The organism is Reichenbachiella sp. 5M10 (genome assembly GCF_002742335.1).
GTDB lineage: Bacteria > Bacteroidota > Bacteroidia > Cytophagales > Cyclobacteriaceae > Reichenbachiella.
The window spans coordinates 1272765-1284693 of the sequence record NZ_MDGR01000007.1 but is presented as its reverse complement, the minus strand read 5'-3'; the positions used below and the strand labels follow the sequence as shown (position 1 = coordinate 1284693).

Below are 11929 nucleotides of genomic sequence, written 5' to 3'. Positions count from 1 at the left end.
GCCGGTGCAGTATATCCACAGCAGCACTCCTCCAAATTAAATACAAATTGGATGATTCAATACCTCTAATCGAGAAAACCTTAGGTTACAGCAATTTTACGCACGATGCGCGAAAACAAACTTGGAAAGAACCGCTTGACATAGATCCCCATCACCTCTTTGAAACCACCAATGTAGACTTCCTCTTTCTCTGCAGCGATGGCCTTGGTAGCAATCTTGCAAAATTCATCAACGGACAGGCCGTTAGCTTGTGCATTGTCTAATTTCAATTGCTGAGAGCCATCTCCCATGAGCGCGTTGTAAGAAATATTGGTATGTACGTACCCAGGACACAACAGAGTCACTTTGACGTTGTTTTGATGCTGCTCGGCACGTAAAGCATCAAAAAATCCATGCAAAGCATGTTTAGAAGCAGAATAACCCGACCGATACGGCGTACTGATTATACCCACCGCACTCGTCACTACTACATGCAAACCTGACTTGCGCTCGACCATCTTAGGCAAGACAGCCCTAGACAGGTGTATTGCACCAAAATAGTTAACCTCCATGATTTTGCGCTGTACCTCCATCGAGGTACGAAGCACAGTATCTCGCTGACTTATCCCACCGCTTTGCACGAGTATATCGATATACCCCAACTGACGTTCTACATCTGCTACACACGCATCGATCATCTCTGGATTCGTGAGATCCAAAGGTGCAATCACAAATTTTGCCTTTCTACCTCGATTGGCATCCTTGACACGGTGAAGCTCTTCTTCTCTACGTGCCGACAAAATCAAAGTACAGTCTACATCACTAAGAAAATGAGTCAATCCTTCTCCTAGCCCACTCGATGCACCGACAATCCATATGTGTTTCCCTTCGAAGTATTTCATAATTCCTTTATTGCTAGTTTCTAATCAGTCACTTATCCGCGTTCGTAGGTCACAAAATCAAACGCATACTGATGTCGCTCATCCACCCCATGTGCTGTCCTCGTTTTTTCTAGCCAGTCGCTGGTCAGCTCAGGAAAAAAAACCTCTCCTCCCTCGATATCTGCATGGATCTCTGTGAGATAAATTTTATCTGCCAAGGCCTGTCCCAGTTGATATATCTGCCCCCCACCAATGATGAAAAGCTCCTCTTCACCGGTATTACGAGCAAACTCAATGGCTGCTTCGATGCTATCAAATCGTTCACATCCAGGGGTTTCATAATCCCCCTGCCTCGTCACCACCAAATTGGTTCGGTCCGGCAATGGACGAAATTTTGGAGGCAAGGATTCATAGTTCTTGCGCCCCATAATCACGCAATGATGCTTAGTCGTCTCCATAAAATACTTCATATCATCGGGCAAATGCCACGGCAGATCATTGTTGATGCCAATGACTCGATTGCTCGACATGGCCGCTATCATTGATATCTTCATCTTAGTCAAATTTGTATCCTCTGAGCAAATCGGTGATTCCCATACGCTTCTTGCCTTCCATCTGTATTTCTAAGACATCGAGAAACCCCTCTTGCGTTTTCACGCTAAAATAAGTCTTGCCATCTGTGAGGTACCCCCCCACTTTCAAAGCCTCTCCCTCTCGGTTCTCAGCATGCGTTGTCTTGTATATTTTGAAGACCTTTTCATTCCAGAGCGTCCAAGCTGCTGGATAAGGAGACAGACCCCGGACAAAATTACGTACGGACTCAGCGGGTTGGTCCCAGTTGATGCGACAAGTTTCTTTATGAATCTTAGGAGCAGAATTGAGTGTACCAGACTCCGCTTGGGGTTGAGTTTCAATCGTCCCCGCCTCAATTTTCCTTACTGTATGTAGCACTAGTTCTGCACCGTGATTCATCAACCGCTCGTAGACATCCCCGACATTGTCATCAGTGTGTATTGGTTCGTGGATTTGATCTATCACATTCCCCGTATCAATCTCATGTTGAAGAAAAAAAGTCGTGGCTCCCGTCTCCTTCTCCCCGTTGATGATTGCCCAATTGATCGGAGCAGCTCCACGGTACTGTGGCAACAGCGATGCATGAAGGTTAAATGTACCTCCTGAAGGCATGTTCCAAACCACCTCAGGGAGCATACGAAAAGCCACTACAACCTGTAGATCTGCCTGAAGAGCCTGAAGCTCCTCGATGAACTCAGGAGCTTTTAGATTGGTAGGCTGTAGCACGTTGAGTCCTACACTCACTGCATAATCCTTGACAGGAGTGCCTTGCAGCTTTTTGCCCCGCCCCTTAGGTTTGTCAGGAGCTGTGATCACTCCGACGACATCCAAACCGTTTTCTACCAATATTTGCAAACTAGGTACAGCAAACTCTGGCGTACCCATAAATACTATTTTCATACAATGGATTGTCTTATCGGCGTCTCCTGACTCGACTACCTAGTGTAATCCGAGGATTAGCAATGAACTGAATAATAACATTGGACCAAGACTTGTGTGTAAACAAATGATCATAAAAATCAGGCGCCGTTTTCTTGACCTCAGGTAGCCGTGTGCCCGGTACATTTGGAAAATCATGGTGTTCGTTGTGATAACCTACGTTTAGCGCAAAGATATTAAGCGGCCCATAGTACGAATACGTCTCTTGTCCTTCTTTGAACACATAGTGCTCGGCAATGAAATGCCCTGCCAGAGGGTGTAAACTACCCGCCAAGAAGATACTCAACAGCAAGTACAGAATCGCCCCATACCCTACAAAATACCAATAAACCGCTACAGCGATCAGCTGAAATACGATGTTGATTTTGTGCCATTTCTCATACTTGATCGGATGCACAAACATCGGCCTCAAAGCATAAAACAATATTTGATTGGTCGCCCAAAGCAGCTTCCCAATAAATCCTTGGAAAACTTTTCGTTCTCCGTCTGTTGGCAAATCAGTATCATGGTTTACATCTCCTTGCTCCCAGTGATGCTTGAGATGATAGGTCCTAAACGACATAGCATAAGGAAACAAAATCGGAATATTAGCAATTAGCGCAAGCCAGTTGTTGGGCACACGATTCTTGAAGGCCAAATCGTGACTAATCTCGTGAATGGCCAAAAAAAGTGTATGACTCACGGAAGCTCCAACAAGATAAGCCAATGGTATATACCAATACCATGCTAACTCTGCAATAAATGGAGCTGTGGCCAATTGAAACACCACCAGAGCCAAGGTTTTGAATTTGAGTCCTTTGTCGATCCCAAACAAATCACGTACCTGTGGATACTTTGCAAGTATCTCTTTCCTTCTGTTGAAATGAGGCTCTCTCTCGTCGGACCAATAAAAACCGTTCTTCTTTTCCACAATATTTCCTTTTAATTCTCCGGCAAAGATAGGTCGTAAATGGCAGCTTAGGAAAAAGCCCCGTGCAATTATTGACTAGGGAACAGGATCGTAACCACTCCCCCCCCATGGGTGACATTTTCCGATTCGTTTGATCCCCAACCGGACACCCTTCCATGCCCCATGTTTCATGATGGCCTCCTTCATATACTGCGAACAAGTTGGTGAATATCGACAGGACGAAGGAAACATCGGAGATATGCTGTACTGGTAAATCAATATCGGAAAGATGGCTATTTTTTTGATGATCGTTCTAAGCATATCTTCAAAGCGAGAGGAGTAACGTTCCTTCAGTTGGTGATTGAATACTCAAGTTGAGAATAAATTCATACGCTCTCATGAGCATAAATGTTTTCCGCTCATTCTTCAAGAATCCCCTCTAAACCAGTCCCCTGTAGCCTAATATACACCTAACTCAGGGTGCTTCCCTTTGACATCCAAGTACAAGGACTTAATGTAAGCCATGTCCTCATCCATATGTCCAGTCGGACTAAATTCCTCTATGAAACGAACAAGCCTTTTAGAATAATCAAACCCTACCAGAACAATAGGAACTTGAGCACGAAGTGCAATTCTATAAAACCCCGTTTTCCACTCTTTGACATAAGAGCGTGTCCCTTCTGGTGTGATGGTCAGTACAAGGCTCTCCCGAGATTGAAATTTCTCTACAACACTTCCAACAACATCTACCTTCTTGTTTTTGCGATCCACAGGAATCCCCCCAGTCACCTTAAAAAACCACGCAAGGGGTTTCAATTTAAAGAACTCTTTCTTGATAAGGTAATTGGCCTGAAAACCACAAATCGAACGGGACATCACACCAATCACAAAATCCCAATTACTGGTATGTGGAGCAATTATCAAAACACATTTTTTTAGCCCCTGCGAGAGGTTGCCGTCTATCCGCCAACCCACCAGCTTGAAAACGGCTAAAAAAATGAGTCTAATCATGTGTATATTATGCGTATGCGCCCATGGCGCTAAACTTATCTATTCTCGCATCGATGCGTTGACGTGCATCAACTTTACTCAGTGCTTTGATATCTTTCAATATCACTTTTTTTAGCTCTTGGGCTGCAGCCTTCATATCCGTATGTGCGCCTCCCAACGGCTCTGAGATGATCCCATCAATGAGCTTATTCCCCATCATATCGTTGGCGGTCAACTTAAGAGCCTCTGCTGCTTGCTCCTTGTACTCCCAGCTACGCCACAATATCGACGAACATGACTCTGGAGAAATCACAGAATACCAAGTGTTTTCCATCATGAGTACACGATCTCCTACACCGATACCAATGGCTCCACCTGAAGCTCCCTCACCAATAATCACGCAGATCACAGGCACTGTCAACATAAACATTTCTTTGACATTGCGAGCAATGGCTTCACCTTGCCCTCTCTCCTCAGCCTCCAGCCCCGGATAAGCTCCAGGAGTGTCGATCAAACATACAATTGGCTTACCGAACTTCTCAGCCATTTTCATCAATCGAAGCGCTTTACGGTACCCTTCTGGATTGGCCATACCAAAGTTCCTCATTTGTCTTTGCTTCGTGTTTCGGCCTTTTTGCTGCCCTATAATCATCACAGTCTGCCCATCTATGGATCCAAACCCACCAATCATTGCTTTGTCATCTTTGACATTGCGATCACCATGAATCTCTATAAAGTCGTCTGTGATTTCGAAGATATAATCCAACGCATAGGGTCTGTCTGGGTGCCTAGATAGCTGTACCCTCTGCCAGCGCGTCAAATTCTGAAAAGTATCCTTTTTCAACTTTTCTATCTTTTGTTCTAATGATTTTACCGTTTCAGAAACATCCACGTCATTGGTGCGAGCCAGTTGCCTCATGTCTTGCAACTTTTCCTCTAACTCAGCAATCGGTTTTTCGAATTCTAATAGCATATATCTGATATGAATTGAATTGCAAACCTAAAAAGAAAATTGAATTGGAACGGCAAAACACGCCGAGATATCTACACAATAATAAGATAAGGCCCCTCACGAATAGTACCAGTGGGAATGACGCCTTCTCAGATGCTTTCTGAAGTTCATCACGAAAGCCAACATCAAATAGACCACCAGTGGACTACCGAAGGTCAAAAAAGAGATGTAAATAAAGAACAAACGGATACTCGAAGAAGGAAGTCTCAATTTCTCCCCGAGCCTTGCACAAACTCCAAAAGCATGTTTTTCCAAATAATCTTGTAATCCTGTCATAGTGTGGCAAATTTAGGCTAAAAACGCTGATTTATTTGTGTTTATTAATTTTAGGATAAAAAGTTTTTTTCCGTATTATTGCAGTTCTATCCAAGATAAGTACAAAAAGTTATATCAGTTTTCAAAAAAACAATTTTTCAAATGAGAAAATCGAATATTGTGATAGCCATCGTTTTAGGCTTAACTGTATTTTCAGCGTGTAGTTCATTGAACAACATGGTGAAGCTTGCTGACAGCCAGCAGGTAGACATCGTGCCTAGTCCTTTAGAACTTCACGGTGATTCAGTAAAGTATGACATGGCAGTTGTATTACCAGCAAAAATGCTTCCAGAGAAGTATGTGTATAATTTGACATCATTTTACAAGTATGGTGAGTCTGAAGTAGAAGTAGGTACTATGACCTTCGACGCAGCAGATTTTCCAGATAGCAAAACTACCACCTCAAGAAAATCAGACACTTTCGCTTTCTTATATGATCCTGCCATGGATCAAGGCGATCTTCAAGTGATGGGGGTTGCTGTAGATGAAAAAGGCGAAAACAAGTCTACTCCACGTGCTACAGTTGCACAAGGATTGATCACTACTTCAGCCATGGCTGAGCCTGTATACTACAGTGCATTCGCTGATCCAGGGTACACAGACCAAGAAGAGCTCGCTCCTACCAACGTCAACATGTATTTTGACAGAGGCAGTGCTGTATTGAAAAGCTCTGAAACTAGAAGTTCAAAAGGAAAAGAGTTCTCTGCTTTCATCGCGGACAAAAATGTAACTAGAACAGTGTCAATCACTGGTACTCACTCTCCAGAAGGTCTCGAAACTGTCAACACAAACTTGTCAGAAGACAGAGCTAAGGCGATTGAGAAGTACTACAGATCTCAAATGAGAAAATACGACTACAAAGATTTGGCTGACTCTATTGAGTTCATCTTGAAGCCTGTAGTTGAAGACTGGACTGAATTCAAAGATTCGTTGGACGTATACGAAGGTGTATCTGACGACCAGAAGTCTGAAATCCTAAAAATCGTAAACGGTGCAGGCACATTTGAAGACAAAGAAAAAGCGTTGCAAAAACTGGACTCATACGATGCGATTTTCAAAGACATCTACCCAGGATTGAGAGCTGCTAGAACAGAAGTTCTTACTGTCGTTGAAAAGAAATCTAACGCAGAAATCTCTGTAATCGCAAAACAAATCGTAGATCAAGATTCTACAGCTACTGATTCTCTATCAATCGGAGAGCTACTTTTCGCTGCTACCTTGACTCCATCATTGGAAGAAAAAGAAGCTATCTACAAAGCAGCTACCAAACAAGAAGGAAACTGGGAATCTCACAACAACCTCGGCGCTACATACCTCGCTATGGCTATCGCTGCTGAAGGTGATGAGAGAAACCAAAATGTAGAGTTGGCTTTGACGCAGTTGGATATCGCTGCAAACAAAAACAACACTGCTGAAGTACAAGCTAACATGGCGACTGCTTACCTCCTACAAGGCAACAAGGCGCAAGCTTACGATGCGGCTGTAGCTGCATTGGCTAGCAACCCAGGTGATCACGCAAGCGGCATCAACGGCGTAAAAGGTTCTTTGGAAGTAATGCAAGGCGACTATGAAACTGCTGTAGCTACACTAAGCGCAGCTGACGAGTCTGTAGAAGTTGCATTTGACAAAGGTCTAGCGCTACTGTTGAACAAAGACTTAGAAAACGCTGTAACTGGATTTGATTCAGCTACTGAGTTGGACCCTGAGTTTGCAAAAGCATATTATGCTTCTGCTATCACTGCAGCTAGAGCCAACAAAGCAGAAGATGTACTTTCTAACTTGAAGACAGCTGTTGAAAAAGATCCTTCATTGAAAGAAAAAGCATTGGCTGATCTTGAGTTCAGAGCATTCGCTACTCAAGTAACGGAAGCATTGAACTAATCAAGGCGACTAAGGCACTGAAAACCCTGACTAGATTAGTCAGGGTTTTTTTATGCCCTTTTTAAAACCCAAAACAGCTATTTATTCAAAATAGATTGGGATATTGGAGCACTTGACATAATTTAGCACCTGCAAAAATTACGACAAGACACCCTCCTTTAGGAAGTATATATTAAACAAAAAAGTATGAAAGTTTTACAATTTAGAGAAGCCCTCAGAGAAGCGATGAACGAAGAGATGCGCAGAGATGAATCTGTTTATCTAATGGGTGAAGAAGTTGCGGAATACAATGGTGCTTACAAGGTAAGTCAAGGTATGCTTGATGAATTTGGCCCAAAAAGAGTCATCGACACTCCTATCGCTGAGCTCGGTTTTGCGGGTGTAGGTGTAGGCTCAGCAATGAACGGCCTGCGTCCTATCATTGAATTCATGACTTTCAACTTTTCATTGGTAGCCATCGATCAGGTCATCAACGGAGCGGCTAAAATCATGTCTATGTCAGGTGGACAATTCACTGCGCCAATCGTGTTTAGAGGACCTACAGGAAACGCTGGTCAGTTGAGTTCACAACACTCACAGAACTTCGAAAACTGGTACGCAAACTGCCCAGGACTAAAGGTTGTCGTGCCATCTAATCCTGCAGATGCTAAGGGCTTGTTGAAAGCATCAATCAGAGACAATGACCCTACGATCTTCATGGAGTCAGAGTTGATGTACGGTGACAAAGGCGAAGTACCTGAAGGCGAATACATCATCCCAATTGGTGTAGCTGATGTTGTCAAAAAAGGGACAGATGTAACCATCGTCTCTTTTGGTAAATTCATGAAAGTTGCTAACGCATCGGCAGAAGAATTGGCAAAAGAAGGAATCAATGCTGAAGTCATCGACCTCAGATCTGTAAGACCTATTGACTATGCTACTGTTATAGAGTCTGTAAAGAAAACAAATCGATTGGTAATCGTCGAAGAGGCCTGGCCACTTGCTTCGATTTCATCTGAGATCAGTCACTATGTACAGCGAAAAGCATTTGACTACCTAGATGCCCCAATCCACAGAATTACAAACAAAGACGTACCACTACCTTACGCACCTACATTGATCCAAGAGATCTTACCTAATGTGGAGAGAACCGTAAAAGCAGTCAAAGAAATAATGTATGTGCAAAAGTAATTGTCACATCATATAAGACTTAAAAATCCCAAGGCCTACGTCTTGGGATTTTTTTATCTTCAATACCCAAGACAAAAACTACTCTAGAGCTACACAAGAGGATTTTGATTTTGTTTAGTCTTCTTTGTTGAAGGTCAATCAAAACCATTTTTTACCATTTTGTACTTTTCTAAGAATTTCAAATTCTTTTTTCTCATTTCCGAGGACAGAAGTAGTTTTTAAAAAGTCAATATGAAATAGATTTTTTAATTCATTTTTTTTTGGTCAAATTTGAAATTCTCAAAAGAGAAAGCTACAAGATTTTATCGTAAACCTCCAACTACCAAAATCCAAATGCACAATAGAATATGGGATAACTGTCTGAAATTTATTGGGAGTAAAATCCCAGAACAAAGCTTCAAAACTTGGTTCATCCCTATTATTCCGTTAAAATTTGATAGTCCGGTACTGACGATACAGGTTCCTTCACAATTCTTTTATGAGTGGTTAGAAGACAATTACGTACAGCTACTTAAAGAAGCCATTCAATCTGAAATCGGTCCTGAGGGCAAATGGGAGTACTCGGTAATTGTAGACAAAGGAAATGCCAAAAACCAACCATACACCGTCAATTTGGCGCAAAAGAAGGATTTCTCCAAATTTGCACAAAACGGTGGCTATAAAAACCAAGTCTCGTCAAGTCCATTTGCCTTGCCAGAGATTGACAATAAACAGCAACTCTCCAATCTCAACGCAGAATACACCTTTGATACTTATATAGAAGGAGACTGCAACAGACTGGCTCGTTCTGCAGGTTTGGCTGTAGCCTCTAAACCAGGGATCACCTCGTTCAATCCTCTGATGGTTTATGGTGGTGTAGGATTGGGAAAAACACATTTGGCACAAGCCATTGGCAATAGAATCAAAAGAGAAAATCCAGAGCAATTTGTACTCTATGTCGCTTCAGAGAAGTTTGCAAGTCAATTTATCGAAGCACTCAAAAACAACAGCTTACAGGAATTTCAAAATTTCTATTTGAATGTCGACACTTTAATCATTGATGACGTTCAGTTTTTCAAAGACAAGGTCAAGACGCAAGAAATCTTCTTCCATATATTCAATCACCTGCATCAAAACGGTAAGCAAATCATCATGTCAAGTGATCGCCCGCCGACTGAGTTGAAGGGGTTGCAAGAGAGATTGGTTTCTAGATTCAAATGGGGACTGACTGCTGATCTGCAGCAACCAGATTTTGAGACAAGGCTAGCGATCATTCAACGCAAGTTGCAGGATGACGGACTAGAAATAGACGACAAAGTACTCGAGTACCTCGCTTACAGTGTGGACACCAACATCAGAGAACTTGAAGGAGTTCTAATTTCTCTCGTAGCACATGCATCACTCAATAGAAGTGAAATCGATCTAGAACTAGCCAAACAGACTCTCAAATCGATCGTCAAAAACATCGAATCTGAAGTAGGTATTGATTACATCCAAAAGACTGTCTCAGAGTATTTCAATGTATCCTCTGATGACCTCAAAGCGAAAACCAGAAAGAAAGAAATCGTCATCGCAAGACAACTGGCGATGTATTTCTCCAAAGACTACACCAATCACTCGCTCAAGAGTATCGGTAGTCACTTTGGGGGGCGAGATCACAGTACGGTCATTCATGCCTTGCAGTCGGTCAATGACATGCTAGATACAGACGCTAGATTCCGTTCCTCATTCACGGAACTAAAAAAGAAATTCAAAATGAAGGCTATCTAACGATAGCCTTCATTTTGAATTCTTCATATGTACTCGTCATCAAAAAATCGAGCCTCCAGTCTTTGTAGTCAATAACTCCAATGCCTTCATCCCTTTGCTCGAATTGCCTTTCTTATTAAGCGGCGGACTCCAAACACTCACGCAATACCGCTCGGGCAACAAAGCTACAATCGCCCCACCTACTCCGCTCTTGCCTGGCAAGCCCACTTCGAAAGCAAATTCACCCGATTCATCATAAAAGCCACAGGTCAACATCAGAGCATTCATACGCAAAGCTTGACTCATCGTCAGAATATACTCTCCATGACCAAAAGGTTTGCCCGTCTCCCCAAAGTTGCGAAAAGCCTCTGCCAATTCTACGCAGGTCATCTCTAGCGAGCATTGCAGATAATAAAAATCCAAAACTTCTTCTACATCGTTGACCAAATTCCCTTTCTCCTTCATCATGTAGGCGAGAGAAGTATTCATATAGCCTACACTCTTCTCCGACTGAGCGACTTGCTCGTTGTACTGGATATCTGACCCCGTAATTCCTTGTACGAAAGCCAAAAACTCCTCTTTGGGCCTTTTCAACTGACTCACCAATACATCTGCTATCACAATTGCCCCTGCATTGATGAAAGGATTGCGAGGTATACCATTTTCGTACTCTAACTGTACAATCGAATTGAATGGATTGCCTGAAGGTTCCACCCCTACACGCTTCCAAAGATCACTGCGAAGGATATTGATTGCAATGGTAAGTGACAGTACCTTCGAGATACTCTGTATAGAAAACTTGACTTGAGAATCTCCTATCTCGTAGCGTGTGCCTTCGACTGTGGTCAAACACATGCCAAACTGATTGGGGTCCACCTTGGCCAATTCAGGTATATAACTTGGGACTTTTCCCTTTCCCTCAAATTCTTTCAGTTCTACCGCTATCTCACAAAGAACAGCTCCATAATCCATCATATCTGTAAGCATACACATAAAAAAAACCTCTGACCAATCATCAGAGGTTTTGTCATTTTCAAATAAAATCTCTTATTCGATGCCTGAGCAACTCATTGCCCATTCCAAATATTGATCTTGATACTTTTCGTAGCTTGCTGGAGTTGCCAAGGCATAAAACATGTAATACACATCACTGTAGGCATTTTTCGCCACGACAGCATACATCATTTTGTCTCCTACCTCTGCTTCATAAACTTCCCACCAAGCAAAACCATTTTCGTTTTCACCCGTGTCTACAGCATCCCAACTAGCCTTTGCTATTCCTGATTCTTTTGAACCAAAATCGTAGATCTTAGATTTCTCTATCGCACCTACATATGCATAGGCATTGATTTTGGTATCAGATTCGGCATTGTATCCTTCGATTTTTGTGAACCCATCCTTTTGACTTTGTTTGAACCCATATCCCTCAGGGATAGCCATGTCAAACTTATATTTCTTGGTATCGATATTGCCTTGTGCAAATACACTTCCTTGGGCAACCAATGCCAATAGCGCTACAGCTAGTACGTATTTTTTCATCGTGTTATGATTGTGTTTTTGTATGATTAGTTA

At 42.5% G+C, this 11929-nt stretch carries 13 protein-coding genes; 3 read left to right on the top strand and 10 right to left on the bottom strand.

What is annotated here, in order from left to right; translation table 11 throughout:
• Positions 1–80 precede the first annotated feature (80 nt).
• The 8 genes from BFP72_RS05300 to BFP72_RS05265 all read right to left on the bottom strand — a co-directional run bounded on the left by BFP72_RS05300 (position 81) and on the right by BFP72_RS05265 (position 5539).
• Positions 81–881, bottom strand: coding sequence for an SDR family oxidoreductase (locus BFP72_RS05300; protein ID WP_099598154.1), 801 nt, complete (start codon positions 879–881; stop codon positions 81–83).
• Positions 882–913: 32 nt separating this feature from the next.
• Entirely contained in the window at positions 914–1414 is a 501-nt protein-coding gene (locus BFP72_RS05295; protein ID WP_099598153.1) for a dihydrofolate reductase, read from the bottom strand.
• A gap of 1 nt (position 1415) precedes the next feature.
• Positions 1416–2333, bottom strand: coding sequence for a methionyl-tRNA formyltransferase (fmt, locus tag BFP72_RS05290; RefSeq protein WP_099598152.1), 918 nt, complete (start codon positions 2331–2333; stop codon positions 1416–1418).
• A 13-nt stretch (positions 2334–2346) separates the two neighbouring features.
• A complete protein-coding gene (locus BFP72_RS05285) occupies positions 2347–3282 on the bottom strand; it encodes a fatty acid desaturase (RefSeq protein WP_099598151.1) in 936 nt (311 codons plus the stop codon).
• Positions 3283–3357: 75 nt separating this feature from the next.
• Positions 3358–3582 carry a membrane protein insertion efficiency factor YidD gene (yidD, locus tag BFP72_RS05280; protein WP_099598150.1) on the bottom strand — a complete coding sequence of 75 codons (225 nt, stop codon included), beginning with the start codon at positions 3580–3582 and terminating at the stop codon, positions 3358–3360.
• A gap of 138 nt (positions 3583–3720) precedes the next feature.
• The gene (locus BFP72_RS05275; protein ID WP_099598149.1) at positions 3721–4272 is read right to left on the bottom strand and encodes a 1-acyl-sn-glycerol-3-phosphate acyltransferase; all 552 of its coding nucleotides are present in this window, start codon (positions 4270–4272) and stop codon (positions 3721–3723) included.
• Between the two features lie 7 nt (positions 4273–4279).
• On the bottom strand, positions 4280–5224 hold the full coding sequence (locus BFP72_RS05270) for an acetyl-CoA carboxylase carboxyltransferase subunit alpha (RefSeq protein WP_099598148.1): 945 nt from the start codon (positions 5222–5224) through the stop codon (positions 4280–4282).
• A 96-nt stretch (positions 5225–5320) separates the two neighbouring features.
• Positions 5321–5539 (bottom strand): PspC domain-containing protein, encoded by a 219-nt coding sequence (locus BFP72_RS05265; RefSeq protein WP_099598147.1) that lies wholly within the window; start codon positions 5537–5539, stop codon positions 5321–5323.
• Between the two features lie 141 nt (positions 5540–5680).
• Between BFP72_RS05265 and BFP72_RS05260 the strand changes: the two genes are divergently transcribed.
• The 3 genes from BFP72_RS05260 to dnaA all read left to right on the top strand — a co-directional run bounded on the left by BFP72_RS05260 (position 5681) and on the right by dnaA (position 10378).
• Positions 5681–7459, top strand: a complete 1779-nt coding sequence (locus BFP72_RS05260) for an OmpA family protein (RefSeq protein WP_099598146.1) — start codon at positions 5681–5683, stop codon at positions 7457–7459.
• A 186-nt stretch (positions 7460–7645) separates the two neighbouring features.
• On the top strand, positions 7646–8629 hold the full coding sequence (locus tag BFP72_RS05255) for a pyruvate dehydrogenase complex E1 component subunit beta (RefSeq protein ID WP_099598145.1): 984 nt from the start codon (positions 7646–7648) through the stop codon (positions 8627–8629).
• Between the two features lie 333 nt (positions 8630–8962).
• A complete protein-coding gene (dnaA, locus tag BFP72_RS05250; protein ID WP_099598144.1) occupies positions 8963–10378 on the top strand; it encodes a chromosomal replication initiator protein DnaA in 1416 nt (471 codons plus the stop codon).
• 39 nt (positions 10379–10417) lie between these two features.
• Here the strand turns inward: dnaA and BFP72_RS05245 are convergent, their stop codons facing one another.
• Both BFP72_RS05245 and BFP72_RS05240 read right to left on the bottom strand, forming a co-directional pair.
• Positions 10418–11350 (bottom strand): glutaminase, encoded by a 933-nt coding sequence (locus tag BFP72_RS05245; RefSeq protein ID WP_369824016.1) that lies wholly within the window; start codon positions 11348–11350, stop codon positions 10418–10420.
• A 54-nt stretch (positions 11351–11404) separates the two neighbouring features.
• Positions 11405–11896, bottom strand: coding sequence for a hypothetical protein (locus BFP72_RS05240; RefSeq protein WP_099598143.1), 492 nt, complete (start codon positions 11894–11896; stop codon positions 11405–11407).
• Between the last annotated feature and the right edge of the window lie 33 nt (positions 11897–11929).

Coding starts and splice junctions, on each gene's coding strand:
- BFP72_RS05300 (WP_099598154.1), bottom strand. CDS start 881: ATGAAATACTTCGAAGGGAAACACATATGGATTGTCGGTGCATCGAGT.
- BFP72_RS05295 (WP_099598153.1), bottom strand. CDS start 1,414: ATGAAGATATCAATGATAGCGGCCATGTCGAGCAATCGAGTCATTGGC.
- fmt (WP_099598152.1), bottom strand. CDS start 2,333: ATGAAAATAGTATTTATGGGTACGCCAGAGTTTGCTGTACCTAGTTTG.
- yidD (WP_099598150.1), bottom strand. CDS start 3,582: ATGCTTAGAACGATCATCAAAAAAATAGCCATCTTTCCGATATTGATT.
- BFP72_RS05275 (WP_099598149.1), bottom strand. CDS start 4,272: ATGATTAGACTCATTTTTTTAGCCGTTTTCAAGCTGGTGGGTTGGCGG.
- BFP72_RS05270 (WP_099598148.1), bottom strand. CDS start 5,224: ATGCTATTAGAATTCGAAAAACCGATTGCTGAGTTAGAGGAAAAGTTG.
- BFP72_RS05265 (WP_099598147.1), bottom strand. CDS start 5,539: ATGACAGGATTACAAGATTATTTGGAAAAACATGCTTTTGGAGTTTGT.
- BFP72_RS05260 (WP_099598146.1), top strand. CDS start 5,681: ATGAGAAAATCGAATATTGTGATAGCCATCGTTTTAGGCTTAACTGTA.
- BFP72_RS05255 (WP_099598145.1), top strand. CDS start 7,646: ATGAAAGTTTTACAATTTAGAGAAGCCCTCAGAGAAGCGATGAACGAA.
- dnaA (WP_099598144.1), top strand. CDS start 8,963: ATGCACAATAGAATATGGGATAACTGTCTGAAATTTATTGGGAGTAAA.
- BFP72_RS05245 (WP_369824016.1), bottom strand. CDS start 11,350: ATGTGTATGCTTACAGATATGATGGATTATGGAGCTGTTCTTTGTGAG.
- BFP72_RS05240 (WP_099598143.1), bottom strand. CDS start 11,896: ATGAAAAAATACGTACTAGCTGTAGCGCTATTGGCATTGGTTGCCCAA.